At 42.1% G+C, this 19,652-nt stretch carries 22 protein-coding genes, 1 tRNA gene and 1 pseudogene; 13 read left to right on the top strand and 11 right to left on the bottom strand.

From position 1 onward, the window contains the following. The first annotated feature begins 313 nt into the window (after positions 1-313). Positions 314-2,332 carry an Rne/Rng family ribonuclease gene (locus tag FRE64_RS08280; RefSeq protein ID WP_146295536.1) on the top strand — a complete coding sequence of 673 codons (2,019 nt, stop codon included), beginning with the start codon at positions 314-316 and terminating at the stop codon, positions 2,330-2,332. Here FRE64_RS08280 and FRE64_RS08275 read toward each other — a convergent pair. Then, the gene (locus tag FRE64_RS08275) at positions 2,329-3,219 is read right to left on the bottom strand and encodes a hypothetical protein (protein WP_146295535.1); all 891 of its coding nucleotides are present in this window, start codon (positions 3,217-3,219) and stop codon (positions 2,329-2,331) included. The genes FRE64_RS08280 and FRE64_RS08275 overlap by 4 nt on opposite strands. A gap of 82 nt (positions 3,220-3,301) precedes the next feature. Between FRE64_RS08275 and FRE64_RS08270 the strand changes: the two genes are divergently transcribed. The 8 genes from FRE64_RS08270 to FRE64_RS08235 are packed head-to-tail and all read left to right on the top strand — an operon-like array spanning position 3,302 to position 8,310. After that, positions 3,302-4,036, top strand: coding sequence for a Uma2 family endonuclease (locus tag FRE64_RS08270; RefSeq protein ID WP_146295534.1), 735 nt, complete (start codon positions 3,302-3,304; stop codon positions 4,034-4,036). 14 nt (positions 4,037-4,050) lie between these two features. Continuing rightward, entirely contained in the window at positions 4,051-4,743 is a 693-nt protein-coding gene (locus tag FRE64_RS08265; protein ID WP_146295533.1) for a Uma2 family endonuclease, read from the top strand. Between the two features lie 14 nt (positions 4,744-4,757). Then, a complete protein-coding gene (locus FRE64_RS08260; RefSeq protein ID WP_146295532.1) occupies positions 4,758-5,471 on the top strand; it encodes a Uma2 family endonuclease in 714 nt (237 codons plus the stop codon). Between the two features lie 14 nt (positions 5,472-5,485). After that, complete coding sequence (locus tag FRE64_RS08255; RefSeq protein WP_146295531.1) at positions 5,486-6,262, top strand: Uma2 family endonuclease; 777 nt, start codon at positions 5,486-5,488, stop codon at positions 6,260-6,262. Beyond that, on the top strand, positions 6,263-7,399 hold the full coding sequence (locus FRE64_RS08250) for a hypothetical protein (protein ID WP_146295530.1): 1,137 nt from the start codon (positions 6,263-6,265) through the stop codon (positions 7,397-7,399). It begins immediately after the preceding gene. After that, complete coding sequence (locus FRE64_RS08245) at positions 7,399-7,590, top strand: hypothetical protein (protein ID WP_146295529.1); 192 nt, start codon at positions 7,399-7,401, stop codon at positions 7,588-7,590. The genes FRE64_RS08250 and FRE64_RS08245 overlap by 1 nt, the downstream gene beginning before the upstream one ends. 13 nt (positions 7,591-7,603) lie before the next feature. Then, on the top strand, positions 7,604-7,912 hold the full coding sequence (locus FRE64_RS08240; RefSeq protein ID WP_146295528.1) for a DUF2499 domain-containing protein: 309 nt from the start codon (positions 7,604-7,606) through the stop codon (positions 7,910-7,912). A gap of 44 nt (positions 7,913-7,956) precedes the next feature. Next, entirely contained in the window at positions 7,957-8,310 is a 354-nt protein-coding gene (locus FRE64_RS08235) for a metal-sensing transcriptional repressor (protein ID WP_146295527.1), read from the top strand. A 27-nt stretch (positions 8,311-8,337) separates the two neighbouring features. Here the strand turns inward: FRE64_RS08235 and FRE64_RS08230 are convergent, their stop codons facing one another. The 4 genes from FRE64_RS08230 to FRE64_RS08215 all read right to left on the bottom strand — a co-directional run bounded on the left by FRE64_RS08230 (position 8,338) and on the right by FRE64_RS08215 (position 10,911). Next, the gene (locus FRE64_RS08230) at positions 8,338-9,147 is read right to left on the bottom strand and encodes a transporter substrate-binding domain-containing protein (protein ID WP_146295526.1); all 810 of its coding nucleotides are present in this window, start codon (positions 9,145-9,147) and stop codon (positions 8,338-8,340) included. Positions 9,148-9,165: 18 nt separating this feature from the next. Continuing rightward, complete coding sequence (gene rplT, locus FRE64_RS08225) at positions 9,166-9,516, bottom strand: 50S ribosomal protein L20 (RefSeq protein WP_146295525.1); 351 nt, start codon at positions 9,514-9,516, stop codon at positions 9,166-9,168. 24 nt (positions 9,517-9,540) lie between these two features. Beyond that, complete coding sequence (gene rpmI / locus FRE64_RS08220; protein ID WP_146295524.1) at positions 9,541-9,741, bottom strand: 50S ribosomal protein L35; 201 nt, start codon at positions 9,739-9,741, stop codon at positions 9,541-9,543. Positions 9,742-9,888: 147 nt separating this feature from the next. Beyond that, on the bottom strand, positions 9,889-10,911 hold the full coding sequence (locus tag FRE64_RS08215; RefSeq protein WP_146295523.1) for an amidohydrolase family protein: 1,023 nt from the start codon (positions 10,909-10,911) through the stop codon (positions 9,889-9,891). 124 nt (positions 10,912-11,035) lie between these two features. Between FRE64_RS08215 and FRE64_RS08210 the strand changes: the two are divergent. Together FRE64_RS08210 and FRE64_RS08205 are read left to right on the top strand one after the other, a co-directional pair. Then, positions 11,036-12,393 (top strand): annotated as a pseudogene (locus FRE64_RS08210) (adenylosuccinate synthase). 32 nt (positions 12,394-12,425) lie between these two features. Beyond that, the gene (locus FRE64_RS08205) at positions 12,426-13,079 is read left to right on the top strand and encodes a 50S ribosomal protein L25/general stress protein Ctc (protein WP_146295522.1); all 654 of its coding nucleotides are present in this window, start codon (positions 12,426-12,428) and stop codon (positions 13,077-13,079) included. A 227-nt stretch (positions 13,080-13,306) separates the two neighbouring features. Here FRE64_RS08205 and FRE64_RS08200 read toward each other — a convergent pair whose 3' ends face one another. From FRE64_RS08200 to FRE64_RS08180, 5 genes are all read right to left on the bottom strand, one after another. After that, the gene (locus FRE64_RS08200) at positions 13,307-14,455 is read right to left on the bottom strand and encodes a virulence factor (RefSeq protein ID WP_146295521.1); all 1,149 of its coding nucleotides are present in this window, start codon (positions 14,453-14,455) and stop codon (positions 13,307-13,309) included. A gap of 153 nt (positions 14,456-14,608) precedes the next feature. Further along, positions 14,609-14,929 (bottom strand): hypothetical protein, encoded by a 321-nt coding sequence (locus tag FRE64_RS08195; protein WP_146295520.1) that lies wholly within the window; start codon positions 14,927-14,929, stop codon positions 14,609-14,611. An 18-nt stretch (positions 14,930-14,947) separates the two neighbouring features. Next, complete coding sequence (cofH, locus tag FRE64_RS08190; protein ID WP_146295519.1) at positions 14,948-16,099, bottom strand: 7,8-didemethyl-8-hydroxy-5-deazariboflavin synthase subunit CofH; 1,152 nt, start codon at positions 16,097-16,099, stop codon at positions 14,948-14,950. A gap of 408 nt (positions 16,100-16,507) precedes the next feature. Next, a complete protein-coding gene (locus tag FRE64_RS08185; RefSeq protein ID WP_146295518.1) occupies positions 16,508-17,026 on the bottom strand; it encodes a gamma-glutamylcyclotransferase in 519 nt (172 codons plus the stop codon). Positions 17,027-17,086: 60 nt separating this feature from the next. Next, a complete protein-coding gene (locus tag FRE64_RS08180) occupies positions 17,087-17,278 on the bottom strand; it encodes a heavy-metal-associated domain-containing protein (protein ID WP_146295517.1) in 192 nt (63 codons plus the stop codon). Between the two features lie 707 nt (positions 17,279-17,985). On the opposite strand from FRE64_RS08180, the gene FRE64_RS08175 reads away from it, so the two are divergent. Then, positions 17,986-18,747, top strand: a complete 762-nt coding sequence (locus FRE64_RS08175) for a TIGR00297 family protein (protein ID WP_146295516.1) — start codon at positions 17,986-17,988, stop codon at positions 18,745-18,747. On the opposite strand, the gene aat is transcribed toward FRE64_RS08175, so the two are convergent. Then, positions 18,748-19,323, bottom strand: coding sequence for a leucyl/phenylalanyl-tRNA--protein transferase (aat, locus tag FRE64_RS08170; RefSeq protein ID WP_146297312.1), 576 nt, complete (start codon positions 19,321-19,323; stop codon positions 18,748-18,750). Positions 19,324-19,460: 137 nt separating this feature from the next. Here aat and FRE64_RS08165 point away from each other — a divergent pair. Continuing rightward, positions 19,461-19,547: transfer RNA gene (locus tag FRE64_RS08165), tRNA-Ser, on the top strand. The last annotated feature ends 105 nt before the right edge of the window (positions 19,548-19,652 follow it).

Here is a 19,652-nt window from a genome sequence, read left to right as displayed (position 1 = left end):
GTTGCGTTAACTTATTCATGTTTTTTGTTCGAGACTTGTTAATAGAAAATCAATTTCATTGTTTCCTTACGCTGTATCTTTAAGTGATACCGTATAATGTCAAATCGCTTGACTAAACCATTCCGAGCCTTATCATAACGTAACCATTAATCAACCAATATCAAAGCCTGGTCTTTTCTTATTTGTTACAGGTGATTTTCTATTGGTGATCTGGGATTAGGTTAGACTTCGATATTTACCCAAACTCATCTGATCAAGGGGAAAATATCAACATAGCGTGTAACAAATAATGCTAGAAATTTGAGGGAATTGAATGCCAAAACAAATTATTATTGCCGAGCAACATCATACGGCTGCAATTTTTTCCGAAAATCTGATTGAAGAAATTGTTGTTTCTACAGGAAATCAACAAATTGGTGATATTTTTCTTGGGGTGGTAGAGAATGTCATCCCTGGAATTGATGCTGCTTTTGTCAATATTGGAGATGCAGAACGCAATGGCTTTATCCACGTTACAGATTTAGGTCCGTTGCGATTAAAACGAAGTTCTGGAGCGATTACTGAGTTAGTTGCCCCCCAACAAAAGGCTCTTGTGCAAGTGATGAAAGAGCCAACGGGAAATAAGGGCCCACGTTTAACGGGTAATATTAGCTTACCTGGACGATATTTAGTTTTAATGCCTTATGGACGGGGTGTCAATCTTTCACGACAAATTAATAAAGAGAGCGAGCGTAGTCGGCTCCGAGCCTTAGCTATTTTAGTTAAACCTGCAGGAATGGGGCTATTAGTTCGCACGGAAGCGGAAGGGCAACCGGAAGAAGCGATTATGGAGGACTTAGAGGCTCTCAAGCAGCAGTGGGAGTCTATCCAACAAGCAGCAAATACTGCTTCTCCACCAGCTCTACTCAATCGGGATGATGATTTTATTCAACGGGTATTACGAGATATTTATACTAATCAGGTCAACCGCATTGTTGTTGATTCTAACGCTGGTGTAAAACGAGTTAAACAACAATTAGCCAGTTGGAATGGAGGGCGGATTCCGAATGGTGTGTTAATTGATCATCATCGAGAAAGACAGCCAATTCTTGAATATTTCCGCGTTAATGCCGCGATTCGAGAAGCTCTAAAACCAAGAGTTGACTTGCCTTCTGGCGGTTATATTATTATTGAGCCAACAGAAGCTCTCACCGTAATTGATGTCAATTCAGGATCATTTACTCGATCAGCGACTTCTCGGGAGACGGTTCTCTGGACAAATTGTGAAGCAGCGGTAGAAATTGCTCGTCAGTTATTATTACGGAAAATTGGCGGGGTGATTATTGTTGACTTTATTGACATGGATTCCCGACAGGATCAAATGAAGGTTCTCGAATCCTTTGAACAGGCGTTGAAAAAGGATAAAGCCCGTCCACAAATTTCACAGTTATCTGAATTAGGGTTAATTGAGTTAACTCGTAAGCGACAAGGACAAAGCTTATATGAGATTTTTGGCCAAACTTGTCCCACTTGTGGTGGCTTAGGACATTTAGTTCATTTACCTGGCGAACAAGAAGCAGTTGCTGCTGTGCCTGTAGCAGGGATTCCCGCTGCCCCCAGGATTCCAGCAAAAGAACCCCAAGAAATAGCTGATTTTACCCCAATAGAAGCCAAAACTCCTGAAACTGATACTCCCTTGGTAAATCATCCCAGTTATCAAGAGTCTGGAGGAGATAATACTAACCGTCGTCGCCGTCGCCGCAGTATTGATGTGCCCACAAAAGGCGATCGCGCTGAAGGGGATAAAAGCGTCAAACTGAAAGGCAATAATGGGACGAAAGATTCTGATAAGGGATCTAATAAAGGGGATAAAGACAATAAGGAAATTAAAACTAAAGGACGCTCCGGAGCGCGACCTCCGCAACGAGAAGAACCAAAACAAACTGTCAAGGTGGAAATGACTCCTTGGGAACAAGAGATTTATGCCTTGATGGGATTATCTCCCCTCGTTCGCTTAGATGAAGAGGTGGATCCTCGTAAGACTCGTGTTTATGCAGTTGAGCCTCAAGAAGGGAATCAAGAACAAGGAACCACCGAGGAGATAGACACTAGTGTGAATGAGGGTAATGGTCATCAACAGGAAAAAGAAAAAAGCCCTGAGTCGATGGTTTCCCACAATAGTGATGCCATTGAAACAACGGAGTCATCTTCGGTCAGTGAAACTTCTCCAGAGACAGAAGCTGCTGAATCATTTGCCATGGCGGCGGAAAATGACTCCTCTCAATCAGAACAACAGGAGCAAGAACCGCAAAAAGTCGTTCGTCGTCGTCGCCGCCGTTCTTCTGCTCGTTAACTTTTGACGCTAGGGGAAACAGGTTGTTCTCTTTGTAAGATCACCATGTTTTCCCCAACCACTGGGCTACGAGCAAGAAGTTTTCCATCAGGAGTGGTGAGAACTAGTTTCGTAAAGTCTAATTGGCGCGATCGCGCTAACATTTCTTTGGCTAGTTTATCTTGACGATCTTTATTTAAGGTAAACCAGTCTTCACTCACAGCTATAATCAGGCGACCATCTCGGAAATTGGCTTCAATAGACTCAATTAAGCCTTCGGCATAGCGAGTGGTAATTTCTGAGACTTGTTCTTGAATGGCAGCAATTAAACCTTGTTCTGGGGTTAATTCAGGTTCAGCTTCTGGTTGTGTTTCTGGCTGTGGTTTCGGTTGAGATTTTTCCTTTGGAGTTACTTCAGGCTGAGACTCCACTGGTTTTTCTTCAGGCAGCGGAATCGGCGGTTGCGGTTTTTCTGAAACTTCTGCATCGGGGGTTGAGGTGGAGTCTAAGAGTTGATTGGGAATAATGGCAACGGCACCCCAGACAATTGCTAAAGTTCCTCCCACTAAAACTGTTGTTAAGAACCAATCAGGAAGAGATTGTGTCAAAGGAGCGCGATCGCGCACTCGCCGTAAAATTTTATCCCATCCCCGTAATTCTTCTAATGCAGGTTGGGCTGCTTCTGACTGCGTTTCCTCTGTGGTAGCAGTCACTTGCGATTCCCCTTCTTGGCTTGCGGTTTCCGCTTGTGGCGTAGGAGGGGCTTCTAACTTCTGCACTGTGTTTTCCAAACGATTAATGATTCCTCGCAAAATCCGAATCGTGATTTTTGTCAAGAAAGATTTTTGCGGTTGTTTCGGTTCAGGGGTGGGTTGGGGGGCTTCTGGATTATTGTTTTCTTCTGTCATAAAATTTTCTCCGACATCTCCTCCGATGCTTCACTTACTCTACCATCTATAATGTAAAGAAACTGAATCTCTTGAAATAACCATGACCTCAGTTATTTCCACCCCCGAAATTCCCTTACCACCTACCCAAGACGAACTCCCCTGTGATGATGGTATTCCCATGGAAACCCAACGCCATAAACTGCAAATGGATTTACTCCTCGATACCCTCCAATTTTGGCTTGACCAACGGGAACATGGCTATATTGGTGGCAATATGTTTATTTATTTTAGTACCGAACAAGCTAGAAACCAAGACTTTCGCGGTCCTGATTTTTTTGCCGTCTTAGGTGTGCCTAAAACGGAACGGAAAAGTTGGGTGGTGTGGGAAGAAGGAAAAGCCCCAAATGTGGTGATTGAATTATTATCAGAAAGTACCAAGCAAGAAGATAAAACACGCAAAAAACAGGTTTATCAAAATCAAATGCGAGTGCCAGAATACTTCTGGTATGATCCTTTTAATCCTGAAGACTGGGCAGGGTTTGCTTTAGAAAAAAGTGAATATCAACCCTTAGAAAAAGATGAAAAACAACGCTATATTTCAGAACAATTAGGATTAGCCTTAGTACAATGGCAAGGAAGTTATAAAGGAGTAGAAACGGTTTGGTTACGTTGGGAAACTTTAGAGGGAGAGTTGCTTCCTACAGAGAGAGAGTTGAGGGAACAAGCAGAAACGAAGGCTCAACAAGCAGAAACTAAAGCTCAACAAGCAGAAACTAAAGCCGAAAAACTAGCTAACAAACTCAAAGAATTAGGAATCAACCCTGATGAAGTTTAAATTAGGAGCTTACCATGACCTCAGTTATTTCCACCCCCGAAATTCCCTTACCACCCACCCAAGACGAATTGCCCTGTGATGATGGTATTCCCATGGAAACTCAACGCCATAAACTGCAAATGGACTTACTCCTCGATACCCTCCAATTTTGGCTTGATCAACGGGAAGATGGCTATATTGGTGGCAATATGTTTATTTATTTTAGTACCGAACAAGCTAGAAACCAAGACTTTCGCGGCCCCGATTTTTTTGCCGTCTTAGGCGTACCGAAAACGGAACGGAAAAGTTGGGTGGTGTGGGAAGAAGGAAAAGCCCCAAATGTGGTGATTGAATTATTATCAGACAGTACCAAGCAAGAAGATAAAACACGCAAAAAACAGGTTTATCAAAATCAAATGCGAGTGCCAGAATACTTCTGGTATGATCCTTTTAATCCTGAAGACTGGGCAGGTTTTTCTCTGCAAAAAAGTGAATATCAGCCTTTAGAAAAAGATGAGAAACAACGCTATATTTCCGAACAATTAGGATTAGCCTTCGTACAATGGCAAGGAAGTTATAAAGGAGTAGAAACGGTTTGGCTGCGCTGGGAAACTTTAGAGGGAGAGTTGCTTCCTACCGAGAGAGAGTTGAGGGAACAAGCAGAAACTAAAGCCGAAAAATTAGCTAACAAGCTCAAAGAATTAGGAATCAACCCTGATGAAGTCTAAATTAGGAGCTTACCATGACCTCAGTTATTTCCACCCCCGAAATTCCCTTACCACCCACCCAAGATGAATTGCCCTGTGATGATGGTATTCCCATGGAAACCCAACGCCATAAACTGCAAATGGACTTACTCCTCGATACCCTCCAATTTTGGCTTGACCAACGGGAAGATGGCTATATTGGTGGCAATATGTTTATTTATTTTAGTACCGAACAAGCTAGAAACCAAGACTTTCGCGGCCCCGATTTTTTTGCCGTGTTAGGCGTACCGAAAACGGAACGGAAAAGTTGGGTGGTTTGGGAAGAAGGAAAAGCCCCGAATGTGGTGATTGAATTATTATCAGAAAGTACCAAGCAAGAAGATAAAACGCGCAAAAAACAGGTTTATCAAAATCAAATGCGAGTGCCAGAATACTTCTGGTATGATCCGTTTAATCCTGAAGACTGGGCAGGGTTTGCTTTAGAAAAAAGTGAATATCAACCCTTAGAAAAAGATGAGAAACAACGCTATATTTCAGAACAATTAGGATTAGCCTTAGTACAATGGCAAGGAAGTTATAAAGGAGTAGAAACGGTTTGGTTGCGTTGGGAAACTTTAGAGGGAGAGTTGCTTCCTACAGAAAGAGAGTTGAGGGAACAAGCAGAAACTAAAGCTCAACAAGCAGAAACTAAAGCCGAAAAATTAGCTAACAAACTTAAAGAATTAGGAATTAACCCTGATGAAGTTTAAATTAGGAGCTTACCATGACCTCAGTTATTTCCACCCCCGAAATTCCCTTACCACCTACCCAAGATGAACTTCCCTGTGATGATGGTATTCCCATGGAAACCCAACGCCATAAACTGCAAATGGACTTACTCCTCGATACCCTCCAATTTTGGCTTGATCAACGGGAAGATGGCTATATCGGTGGCAATATGTTTATTTATTTTAGTACCGAACAAGCCAGAAACCAAGACTTTCGCGGCCCCGATTTTTTTGCCGTCTTAGGCGTACCGAAAACGGAACGGAAAAGTTGGGTGGTTTGGGAAGAAGGAAAAGCCCCAAATGTGGTGATTGAATTATTATCAGAAAGCACCAAGCAAGAAGATAAAACGCGCAAAAAACAAGTTTATCAAAATCAAATGCGAGTGCCAGAATACTTCTGGTATGATCCCTTTAATCCTGAAGATTGGGCTGGGTTTGCTTTAGAAAAAAGTGAATATCAGCCTTTAGAAAAAGATGAGAAACAACGCTATATTTCAGAACAATTAGGATTAGCCTTAGTACAATGGCAAGGAAGTTATAAAGGAGTAGAAACGGTTTGGCTGCGTTGGGAAACTTTAGAGGGAGAGTTGCTTCCTACAGAAAGAGAGTTGAGGGAACAAGCACAACAAGAAGCACAGCAAGCACAGCAAGAGGCACAACAAGCCCAACAAGAAGCTCAGGAAGCCCAACAAGAAGCTCAACAAATACAGCAAACCAATGAAAAACTAACGGCAAAATTACGAGAGCTAGGAATTGATCCAGAGACAGTTTAAATGGAGTTAAAACAGTTTTGGGAAAATTTTGGTCAAGGTAGTATTTATTATCCCCAGCTAGCTAAAAAACTAGGGGGAGTGAGTGCTACGATTTTATATTTAACTTTATGGCAATGGTTAACTGAGCAGAGTAAACAACAGTTTTCTTGGGAGGAAATAGCTGAAGCAACTGGATTAAGTGATACAGAACAAAGGTTGGCTAAGGAAGAATTAGAAGCGCGATCGCTGTTAAAATTAACCCTCATTTCTCCTGAAAACCAAATTTGGTCTTATGAACTTAATTTAGAACAATTAGAAGTAATCCTTGCTAATGATTCATCTCGCGAACCAACAACCCCTACTCAATCTTATTCACCCCCAAAAAACGATCCCTACTTTCCCCCACGTCGTCAATCTATTGCAGTAAAAGTAACGCCTCATTATCAATTTAGTGGTCCTTGGAACTCACAAAAACAATTAGATCGCTTTCAAGATGCCCTTTTAGAGTATGCGAAACAACAAGGACATCCTAACCCCGGGGCTTGGGTTTTTAAAATTATTGATGGTATTTCTAAAGGAATTAAGTCCCCTTTTTGGGAAGAATTTATCGCCGATATTCCCTTAGGAGAAAGCCAAAAAGTGCAACAAGAATGGGAAATTGAACCAGGAGTTCCTTATCCAGCTTTTGAAAGAGAACGTATCCAATATTATACTAATAAAGGAGAACCCTTAGAGTCCGCCGTGGCGAAAGCGCGATCGGAATTGCGAGATCCAGTCAAGGCAAGAGACTTATGGGAAGGCTTTTTAAGAAAATGCGATCGCGTTGCTGATGAAGCCCTCAAAGCCAAAAAAATGGGCGTAACCAATCCCTATCTTCCCCCGTCTTTCAGTGAAACTTCAGAAGTCAGCAAAGAAAGTGTGATGGCAAAATTATCGCAACTAGAAGCTGATACCCCCTTACTTGAAGAAGATGCACCGCCTGAACAAACCTTAGGAACAGAAGAAAAAAGCCCTCCTGAAATTCCCAATTTAGAAGATTTACAAAACCTATATAACTCTCCTATGACAAAACATTGGGTTGAAGAACAAATCGCTAAACATCCCGAGTGGGGATATGCTATTGTTGATGGGAAAGTTGTTGACCAATACCCCTTTTAATGATGGAAAATATTAGCCAAATTAATTTTTTAGCCGAAGGAAGGAAACCGCCTTCCCGAGAAGAAAGAAAACAACTCCTCTGGCAAAAAGAACGAGAAAAACGAGAACAAGAACAACAACTAATTAACGAATTTTATTATCTGGGAGAACCCCATCCCAAAAAGATTTTATTAGGAAAAAAAGTCAGATAAACTCATAGTAATTATGCACGCACTATCAATTCCCACTTGGATTGTTCATGTTTCCAGTATTATAGAGTGGATTCTCGCTATTTGGCTAATTTGGCGGTATGGTGAAATCACAGGACAAAAACAGTGGTGGTGGCTTTCGATTGCCATGTTTCCCGCACTGATTGGGGCGATGTGTGCTGTTACCTGGCACTTTTTCGATAATGCTGAAACCCTAGACTGGTTAGTGGTTCTACAAGCCAGTATGACCTTATTAGGCAATATTACTCTTTGTGCTGCTGCCTGGTGGATTTGGCGCAAGGCGACCTCCCCTTACTCAAGTTAAACTAGAAATAATCGGATTGTCATTGAAGTTGGAGCAAAACCCCCTTGACTGAAAACCCTTCTCCTAAAGCTGAAAATAACGCCCTTTCTCACTCTCACACTCACTCAGACTTTGAAAGTCATCCCCATGTTCACAGTGAAGAGTCCTTACGGCGCATTATTAATCGTCTCTCCCGCTTAGAAGGACACATTCGGGGGGTGAAAACTATGGTTTCAGAAAGTCGCCCCTGTCCGGAAGTATTAATGCAAATCGCCGCGGTACGAGGTGCTTTAGATCGCGTGGCACGGATGATTTTAGACGAACATCTTAGTGAATGTATTACTCGGGCTTCTAAAGAAGGGAATATCGACACCGAATTAGAAGAACTGAAAGCAGCCTTAGATCGGTTTCTTCCCTAATAGTGAAAGATGGGGGGGAATCAAGTCTCACTCTAAACTTAACCCCCATTCTTTTGCTTTTTTCTCTAACCAGCCTGATTCTCGTAACTCCAGAATGGTTTGGTTAACCTGTCGATGGAGAGAGGAATACTGTAATCCTTTTGGCATTACCACTGCTAAAGCCTCACCGCTAATTTGTTGGGAAAGTAAGCGGTATTGGGGATATTGTTGAATCCATCCTGCTAAAACGGTATGATCCCCAGCAAAAGCAGTGGCTTCTCCCTCTTCCAGCAAGGAAAGGGCTTGCTGATAGGAGTCAACGCCAATTAATTCTGCTTCGGGAAGTTTAAATCTGACTTCAGCAATAGTATTAGATTCATTGAGAATTGCAATTTTGTCTTGGGAGAGATCGCGCTTGCTGTTGATGCTGTCATCTTTCGTCACAAAGGAGATTCGATCAAGATAGTAATGACGGCTAAAATTCACGATGCGCGATCGCGCTTTGGTTTGACTAACTTGGGCGATGGTTAAATCCACCTCTCCTTTTAAAACCACATCTAACCTGTCTGTGTTTGGTACAGGCTTAAATTCTACGGCTTCAGCATCTCCTAAAATTTCTTTTGCCAAGCGTCTAGCCAGATCAATTTCAAACCCCTGTAAATTGCCCTCAGCGTCTTCAAATCCTAACGGACGAAGGTTATCCTTTACTGCCACATTGAGATATCCTCGCGCCTCAATTTCGGACAATTCTGCTGCTTTGATTGCCGTGGGGAGAACAGAGAAAAAACTAAATAGGGCGATGACCCCACCTAACCTTAAAACTCGGCTTCCCCAAGAAACCGAGTTCACTTTAGCCATAACTTAACTCCCAAATTCTTAGGCTTTTTTGGCAGTTTCTACCACTTTGGTAAATGCTTCAGGATCAAGCATTGCTAAATTTGCTAGCATCTTACGGTTAAGTTGGATATCAGCTTTTCTCAGTTGTCCTGTAAGCTGAGAATAACTCATGCCATTTTGTCTAGCAGCCGCATTAATGCGAGAAATCCAGAGACGACGGAAATCACGTTTGCGACGACGGCGATCGCGATAGGAGTGCCGTAACGCTTTCATCACCTGCTGGTTAGCAGTACGATAGAGCTTAGAATGACCGCCTCTAAATCCTTTGGCTAATTTTAAGACCTTCTTATGTCGTTTTTGGGAGACATTTCCTCTTTTAACTCGTGTCATAGTTTTTATCCTATCCTTAATACATTACTTCATATAGGGCAACATTTGCTCAACCTTCTCTGCATCTCTCTCATTGACGAAGGTTAATTTAGATAAACGCCGCTTACGGCTGGTTTTCTTCGGTTCTAATAAGTGATTTTTGAAGGCTTTGCGACGGCGAATCTTTCCTCGTCCAGTGGCGCGAAACCGCTTGGCGGCGGCACGATTGGTTTTTAATTTAGGCATTTTCCGTGATCAACATTTTTTGGCACAGCATCCAATTGTAATCTAATTTGGACAAGTTAAGCAAGGTCTTTTGTCCTTTGTCCTTTGTCCTTCGTCCTTTGTTGTTTGTAAACCAATGACCAATGACTAATGACTGATGACTAATGATTAATCATACCGTCCCTGTAATAACCCTGTTAAGAGGGATGCTGGTGGTTGACTATAGGGCCAAGCAAAAGCATGACGAAAGGCGGCTTCTTGACAGGCTTGTAATTGATCAAACCCAATGACATCAAGGGTGAGCAAGTTTTCATACTCAAAAGGAAGACGCACATTATGTAATCCAGCATTATCGGTGCAAATAGCAATATCAACCCCTGCCTCAAAACAGCGATCAAACACCGTTTTCAGTTGCGAGAGATTATCTAGGGTTCCCGTTTTTGTGTAAGTAGTAGGACAAACTTCCAAGCATTGCCCTCTTTCCGCTAATTCTGGGAGCAATTCGGGATGCTTGAGGGGGATTTGGATACCGTGACCAATCCGCATTAAATAGGGTAATAATTCGGGGTATAAGCCATCTTTGGTTTCAAACACATGACCTGTGGTTTTTAAGCCGCGCGATCGCGCATAGCGGTATAATTCTTTTAATTCATCCATCCGTTCGGCATAAAGGGCATCTCCTCCTGCTAAATCCACCGCACAGACATATTCAGGATGATCTGCTGCCACATCCACAATCGCCCGATTTACTTCATAAGATAGGCGAGAGTGCATACATAAAATTTGACTGGTGAGAACTGGATACTCTCCTACCCTGACTGCTTCTCCCACTACTTTTACAATGTCGCGCATTTGATCAATGCGTTGGGAGGTTTCTAAACTTTCATCCGTGCGGAGATAGGGGGTATAACGTAATTCTAAGTAAGCAAGGTTTTCAAAAATATAAGCCCCACGAATCAAGCGATAAATAAAATAGGGTAGGGTGTCTAAGGTTTGGACACTTTCTACTAGGGTATGTAATTCTAAATATTCCTCTAGAGTATTACGAGGACGAGTATAATAGTCTTCAAACTCAGAATAATCTGGAAACTTTTGCCCTAAAGCGCGATCGTGCCGTTGAAAATATCGCCATAACACCCGTGGAACAACCGAACCCCCTAAATGACGATGTAAATCTGCATACAGAGCCACAACTAACCTCCCGAAAATTATCTTATGTACTGGCTTTGTTACATTCAATTGACAATTCCTAGTTTAAGTGATAGGAATAGTAGTTTGTGAAACTGGAGCAATATTAAGAAAAAATAGAAAACCCTTGGCTAACGTTATTGTGATTGGAGCCCAATGGGGCGACGAAGGTAAAGGCAAAATTACTGACTTACTCAGTAACTCTGCTGATATCGTTGTCCGCTACCAAGGAGGGGTCAACGCTGGACACACTGTTGTAGTTAAAGATCAAACCTTTAAGCTACACCTCATTCCCTCTGGGATTTTGTACCAAGATACTCAATGTATCATTGGCTCAGGAACGGTAATTGATCCCCAAGTGCTAATCGAAGAGTTAGATCAACTCGCTGCTCTTAATATTTCCACCGAAAACTTGATGATTGCCCAGACGGCTCATGTGACCATGCCGTATCATCGGCTGATTGATCAGGCTTCTGAGCAAAAACGGGGAAATAAAAAATTGGCACCACTGGACGCGGTATTGGCCCCACTTATGCCGATAAATCAGAACGAACTGGGATTCGGGTTCTAGATTTAATGAACGCCGATGACGTGCAAGAACAATTAGAATGGACAATTAATTATAAAAATGTCATATTAGAAAAACTTTATGATCTGCCACCGTTAAATCCGCAAGAGGTAATTGAGGAATACCTAGAATATGCTGAACGGTTACGTCCTCATGTGGTGGATAGTTCCCTCGTCATTGATGAAGGGATTAAGAAAAAACGGAATATCCTCTTTGAAGGCGCACAGGGAACTCTCCTTGACTTAGATCATGGGACTTACCCTTATGTTACTTCTTCTAACCCTGTTGCTGGTGGTGCTTGCATCGGTGCTGGTGTGGGTCCCACAAGGATTGATCGGGTAATTGGGGTGGCAAAAGCCTATACCACTCGGGTGGGAGAAGGACCCTTTCCCACAGAATTAGAAGGTGATTTAGGGACACAACTCTGCGATCGCGGCGCAGAATTTGGGACAACCACGGGTCGGCGCAGACGATGTGGCTGGTTTGATGCCGTCATTGGACGCTATGCGGTGCGAATTAATGGCATGGACTGTTTAGCGATTACCAAACTGGATGTTTTGGATACCTTAGCTGAAATTAAAGTCTGTGTTGCCTATAATATTGACGGGGTACGGTGCGAGAACTTCCCGAGTAATGCCTTGCGCTTTGCCCGTTGTGAGCCAATTTACGAAACTTTACCAGGTTGGCAACAATCTACGGCTGCTTGTCGGCGGTTAGAAGACTTACCGAAAGCGGCGCTTGATTACTTGAAGTTTTTGGCAGAATTAATGGAAGTTCCCATTGCCATTGTTTCTTTAGGGGCAAGCCGTGATCAAACCATCATCGTAGAAGACCCCATTCATGGTCCTAAACGCGCACTTCTCGATGAAAATGGCAGCCCTGTCACCCAAGAACCCCATGAGTCTTTTACTGACTAATTCATTCTGTAAACTAAAATACGAGAAAAACAATGACAACTACTGTAAAATTTGAATGCCAAACTCGCTCCGATAAAACTAAATCCAGAGCGTTACGCCGTGAAGGATTCATTCCTGCTGTTCTCTATGGACACAAAGGCGCAGAATCTATGTCGCTGGTAGCCAAAGCCAAAGATGTGGAGATGTTGCTCAAAAAAGCCTCCATTAATAATACGCTAGTGGATGTGGATGTGTCTGATCAGTCTTGGCGTGGAAAAGCCTTGATTCGAGAAGTACAAACCCATCCTTGGCGACCTGATATTTATCATGTCAGCTTCTTTGCTGTGGCAGGACAAGATAGTGTGGAAGTTGTGGTTCCAGTTAGCCTCAATGGTGAAGCCCAAGGGGTTAGAGAAGAAGGAGGCGTAATGGAACAAATTATCACTGAATTAACGATTCAATGTCCTCCCGACAAAATTCCCGAAGTCATCGACATTGATGTTACAGATATGCCCGTGGGGACAACCCTTCATATTGGAGACTTAAAACTTCCTGAAGGGGTAACAGCTAGTGATGATCCCGAACGGACAGTTCTCACCATTGGAGAAGCCCAAGCAGAAGAACCCCCAGAAGAGGAAGAAACCACTGCCGAAGAAGAAGAAATCGAAGGTGGCGTTGTGGAAGAACTGGGAGATGTTTCAGTTTAGAAGGATTTCTCCCTCATTAAAGTGGAGGGCTGTTTCATTCTCGGGGTGAAAATTGAAATAATCGCCTGATATCCTTACATGGTGGGGACATCGCGATTATTTCTTCTGATTTAACTTCTTCTTAAGGTGTTGTCTCCCCATCTCCCTATCTCCCCATCTCTCCACCTGAGGGTGATTTGAGGAGAATGGAACGACCCTGCTCATTAAAATGGGGGAGATTTTTGGTTTTAAGAAGTTTGAGATAACCGCATCCACATGGGTAGCTGACGTTCTTCTCCCCGACTAATGCGATCTAAGGCGGCTTTAATTTCGAGACGAACATCAAATTCTGATTCTTGATTTTGAGCAGTTTCCAGTGGCGCGATCGCGCTTTCATCTCCTGTTTCATATAAAAATCGGGCAGCCCGCCAGCGTACTAATTTTGAATTGTCTTGTAGTGCTTGACACATAGTAGGAATGCCTTGAGGATTACCCAAATCACTAAGGGCATCCCCAGCAGTACGACGAACAATGACAGAGGGATCATTTAATACTACTTCACTTAAAGGGGAAATCGCTTCTTCGGTTTCACTTGCCCCTAATAAGGCACTTGCCCAACGACGAATAGTAGCGCGATCGTCTTTCAAGGCGTTAACAATGGCAGGAAATGTCTCTTGGTTAATTTCTAGTTTCTGAATTGCTTTCAGGCGTTCTTTCCAATCCTCACTTTGCTTTAATATTGCTAACAAATCAGCCGTTTCCGTATTTTTAGCACTGTTTGCCTGCTGTGACTCTCCTGCTATCGCCTGTTTTTCAATTTGCTGTAATTCTTCCTCATCAATGAGACTCGCCACTTCTTCAGCGACCATATTCGCCACTGCTTCTGGTTCCCCATTCCGAGAGGCATAGGGTTCCCAATACCGTTCCATCACATAATTCACTCCTGTGGCTTCTACTACTCGCTGCATGGCTTCTACAAAGCGATCTGGCATGGCAACCCGTTTTTGTTCTTCCCCATTAGCGCGAACTTGGGTGGGAATGCCCCGAAAATATAACACAGCAACTTCCACTTCCCCTAACTCCTTGCTACTGCTTTCCTCTGAGGAGGCTTGCGACAGTAATTCCGTATCTGCGTTTTCAGTAACTCCAAATACCTTGGCAGCTTGTGAAAGGATGGGTTCCCAGTCGGCTTGGCTTTGGCGAATAACCGCAATAAAGTTACTACTGAGGAACACTTCTCGCACCCCTTCAATGTTCAGTAATTGAGCAACTGAATGAGGAACTTCATCACAAGGATCACCAGCTTTCAGAGTAATAGGTTTCTCAGCAATGGTTTCATCCAGATTAAGTTTCATGCAGTGAGGGTTGGGAGTTGTTTCGAGAGAAGACAGTTTCATGGTTAAATAGCAAGACGACTTTTCTTTTAGTGTGGCATAGCCTTTTTAACTTCCTAGCTTATCTGTAATTACTCAGACTTAGACCCTGTATTTTCTGGTTGTGAGCAGCGATCGCGCAATTAATTTGTGTTGTGTTGTATTAAAAGGCAGTGACTAATCGGTATTAAGCTGTTGTTCTGCTGGTGGATCCATTAGATTCCACTCATTCAATAAAGTAACAATCCCCCAAGTTAACAAGCCACCAACTACAAGACCTGAAACAATTAAACTAATATAAAAACGCCGTAATATTCGTAAATTTTCCCGACCTTGTTCTGTTAATGGTTGGGAGGAGTGATCTAAATAATTTTCGTCTTCTTGCCACTCAGACTCTCGAGATGGAAACTGTTGATTATCTTCTCGAAAAACTGGCTCTACATAGGGATGAAAACCATTACGTTGCTCTCGCTGATGATTATTATTGTTATTAGACATAAGAAAAAAAGGTGATCGTTAACTGGATAAAATCGGTTGAGCAACAGGTTGATAAAGAGTATTTCTTTCTTGGTAAGGACGACCAATTTCGGTAATACTATTTTGCAGGGTGGAAACCTCCATACAAGTTCCTCCCTGCGCTCCAGCCATACTAGTAATATGTTCTTCCATGAGCGTACCACCGATGTCATTACAGCCCCAATTTAGAGCTTCTGTTGCTCCCTTTAGCCCTAGCTTAACCCAACTCGGTTGATGATTTTGTATCCAGTTTCCTAAGTAAATTCTAGCCACTGCCGTGAGAAGTAACATATCTTCTATAATTGGTTGATCTCGTCCTACTCTCTGACGAAGCGGTTTTGGGGCTTCTTTTCCCACAAAGGGTAAAATAATAAATTCTGTAATTTGGGCAGGATAATCGTTGTTAATTGCCGTTTCCTGCAGCGATCGCAGTCTTTCTAAATGATAGGTTTGCTGTGATGGGGTTTCAATATGCCCTGATAACATAGTGCTAGTAGTAGGCATTCCTAGGCGGTGGGCAGTGCTAACAATGTCTAGCCAAGTTTGACTATTAATTTTCTCTGGGCAAATAATACGGCGAGCGCGATCGTCTAAAATTTCTGCAGCCGTACCTGGCATTGAACCTACGCCTACTGCTTTTAGTTTTTCAATGACTGTTTCATAACTGAGGTTATCTTCTCGGGCAATAAATTGGATTTCTTGAGGGGAAAAGCCATGAAAATGAAGTTTTGGAAACGCCTCTTTAATTGTCTTCACTAACTTTTGATAATAGGGTAAACTCAAACCTTTAATTTTTGCTTCTGGGTTGAGTCCCCCCTGCATACAAATTTCCGTTGCTCCTCGATTAACTGCATCTGCGGTTTTCGCTAAAACTTCTTCAAAATTTAGCCAATATGATCCCGATGTATTGGAATCACGGCGGAAAGCGCAAAAGCTGCAATGTTGCTCACAAATATTAGTAAAATTAATGTTACGATTCACTACATAAGTAACCGTTTCTCCTGCTTGTTTTTTACGGAGAAAGTCAGCCGTTTCTCTAATTGCTTCTCGTGTAGTAACATCACGTTGATGCAGTAAAAATTCTCCCTCCAATTGAGAAATTTGTTTTCCTTGGGTAGCTCGATTTAAGATAGTATTTACTTTTGGGGTCATAACACTCCTTACATAATTCAATTAGGACTTAAAAATTGATAAATGCTAAAGCGAAGATCTAAGAATATTTAAAAAACCAATGCTTCACCAATCTAATTTTGATAGGTAATTTTTTTCTGATTCATTTGTACAGTCAACCTGTCATAATTTGTTCCTAGACTACTAGTAAACTCTACGGTACGACACAGTCTCGAAAACGAAACCTTATTTTTACCCTCGTAACTGAAGCAGGGAGAGTATTGTCACTTGTTTAAAATTTTCGCAGATGTTTCCCACGATAGCATTAATCAATTTCTACTCACAGAGATCTGAAGCGAAAGAAGGAGAGGCATAATGAAAAATGAAATTCCAACTTCCCAAGAACTAACTCATGTCAAAGGATTGGGATTTTTGAACTTGTTTGGTTGATTAAGATTCTGAAGCTATCTTATCTAAAGATTGACTTGCTTGCTGTAAATTGTGCATTTGATAAAACAGTTGCCAGCGATAGTCTTCAGGAAGTCCACAAGTAGTTGCACCACGTAAGACAACATGAAAATACCACTCATTGGGAGGAATTTCTCGGGGGAGTTTATTAACGACGGTATAAGTGCGAACTCCGTGATACCATTTTCCTTGACATTTAACGCTAACTTCTTCCCGTCGATAGCCATTAGTGGGGACTTCCTCGCGGATATCAAGATTTTGACTAAACCGCCAAGGTAGTTGATAGAGAACTCCCATCACGGAAGCACTGCGATCGCGCACAACGTCCAAAACCCCACAATTGCGACTGGGCGAACGGTGATAAAATCCGAGACGATAATGGGGAAGGGTGGCTGGCCCCACAATATAGGGATGGGCAGGTTCTTGTAAGGTACGCTTTAGATCAACAGGACACATACAAGAACCGTAAGCAAAGTAATAAAAGGTGTCTTCTTCTCTCATTTGGGAAGCAAGTGGCGTGATATGACTCCAACTGTAACTAAATATAACTTAATTTGACACTTATCCTACAGTATGTCCAGCCGCAGTAATCATATTTTTAACGGCTTCTTCTTGGGCAGTAGTTTCCACTTTCACTATTTTGCTATCCACATCCACATCGACTTTTGCCTTGGGGTCATTATTTTTAATTTCGTTGGTAATGGCTTCAGCACATCCTTCGCATTTAATGCTGGAAACTTTGAGATTAATCATGACTGCTCATCTCCTGATTGTAATTGACGCTGTCCCGTTATAATCTTTGATTTAACGGGAGATTCTTGCTTCTACTCCACTTAACTAGACAGTATCAAAAATGAAACCATCCCCGTCAAACCGAATCCACAAGCATTTTAGTTTTACTTCCACGAGCCGTCCGACCGCAGAAGGATTTGAATCTTTATTGGGTTGTGATGACCTTGCACTTTACAGCTTCAAGTTGGTCGAGACCCGTCACCATTACATTTTCAAGGGTGATATTTGTTGCGAGGTACTCTCTTGGGCAGGTCAATCCCTGAATCTCTTACGCGCCTTAGCGCTTTTTCTATGCTATCACAATTTAACCCAATTAAGGATGTCAAACACAGACTTTTTTTTGTTGGGCGCGATTCATGAGGGGCTGTGGGGCGAATCGCATTCGCCCCCTTGAAAGCCTCGTCTAACCGTTAAATCTCTTGGAAGATCATAACGGGAGTCCTCTCGCGCCATTTAAGATAGGAATAAATATTAATAAATAAAACCAAATACTTTTTTTTGAAAAATTCCTTCAAAGTTAAAGATACTTAATTCTTGATTTAGAATCTTTAATGGAAACGCGATCGCGCAACCTACCCTAGAATACAATGATTAGCAGAGGCTTGCTAAACTAGCCCTATAGGGGAGAGCTTGAAGGTGGCAATTTAATTAAGGAAGGAGTAGTAATAATGACAACTTTGTCCCCAATTTTAGTTCCGTGGGTAGTGGGAGCTATCCTGAATACAATCTTATTATCGATTGTGGCATTGGCTCCTAAAAAACTTTTAACTCCTGCTGGTGTAGTTAATGCTTGGTTATTGGGAGTTATTATTTGGGGGATATTAGGTTGGCAAGGTTATGTGATTGTAGGTTTCTATTTTTTAACAGGATCGGCAGTGACTCGAATTGGCAGTGCTAAAAAAGAAGCTGCAGGCATTGCAGAAAAACGTTCTGGGGCGCGGGGGCCAGAAAATGTTTGGGGATCAGCATTAGTAGCAACTATTTGCGCGATCGCGCTTTTTTTTAGTCAAAATAATAATGTTACAATAATTCCCGCCTCAGTTCTCTTATTAGCTTATGTGGCAAGTTTTAGTACCAAACTATCTGATACCACCGCCAGCGAAGTAGGAAAAGCCTATGGCAAACGTACTTTTTTAATTACCACCTTAAAACCCGTTTCTCCTGGTACAGAAGGAGCCATTAGTTTAGAAGGAACCTTAGCGGGTATTTTAGCTTCAACCGTGATTGCTGTTGTTGGATGGAGTGTGGGCTTAATTTCAATAGTAGGAGTGTTATACTGTATTTTAGCCGCCTTTGTGGCTACCAACTTAGAAAGCCTGATTGGGGCGACTTTGCAAGAGAGATTTGATTTTTTAACTAATGAAATTGTTAATATTATTAATACTTTTCTAGGTGCACTTATTGCTGGTGTTCTTTTAGCGATTACTTAATTAGATAAATTTGCATTCTTGCTTGATCGCTACTTTTAATAATTTTTTATACTCTTTTTCTGAAACTTCGTAAGCACCAAACCGAGATAAATGAGAATTTTGTAGTTGAGCATCAAATACTAAAAAATTCTGTTCTTTCAGATACTCTACTAACTTGACTAAAGCTACCTTTGAGCCTTCCGGAATACGATAAAACATTGATTCGCCAATAAAAGCCCCTCCAATAACAATTCCTAAAATCCCCCCTGCTAATTTATCTCCCTGCCACGTTTCAAAACTATATGCCCAGCCTGCCTGATATAATTGCCAATAAACTTCCTGTAATTCAGGGGAAATCCAAGTGCTTTTGCGATCTGCACAACCGACACAAACTTCCCAAAAGTTCTTATTAATAGCTACATCAAACCAATTTTGGTTAATAGCTCGTCGCAAAGATTTAGGATAAGAGAAGCGGTTATCTAGAGGGATCAGAGCATGAGATCGGCTAGCGTACCAACCTAAATTACCTACCTCATCTGCCATTAAAAATAATCCTTGTGAGTAACCGGAAATAACGCTAGGAATGTCAATTTCCATCATCGGCAATTATGATTAATTTATCTTAATGTTAAGCCTAACAAACATTTCTTTTGCTTATGCCCTTGACTTAGGGAAAATCCTCGCCACGCTTGTTGAAGCATAGCCCTTTACAAGTTAAAATTGAGTAGCCATTTGGAGAGGTGGCAGAGTGGTTGATTGCGGCGGTCTCGAAAACCGCTAGGAGTGCAAGCTCCTCGGGGGTTCGAATCCCTCCCTCTCCGTTTTTTTTAAGAATTCTCAGCTTCTTGATCCCAATAAATTTTTTAACGATCGCGCTGTAGAAAACGCGATCGCTGCGAGGATTTAATTTAAGGTGCAGTGACTAG

It is taken from the genome of Euhalothece natronophila Z-M001, from assembly GCF_007904085.1.
Taxonomy (GTDB): Bacteria; Cyanobacteriota; Cyanobacteriia; order Cyanobacteriales; family Rubidibacteraceae; genus Halothece; species Halothece natronophila.
Note: the sequence above shows the minus strand (reverse complement) of the source record. Positions and strands in the feature narration are given on the sequence as shown.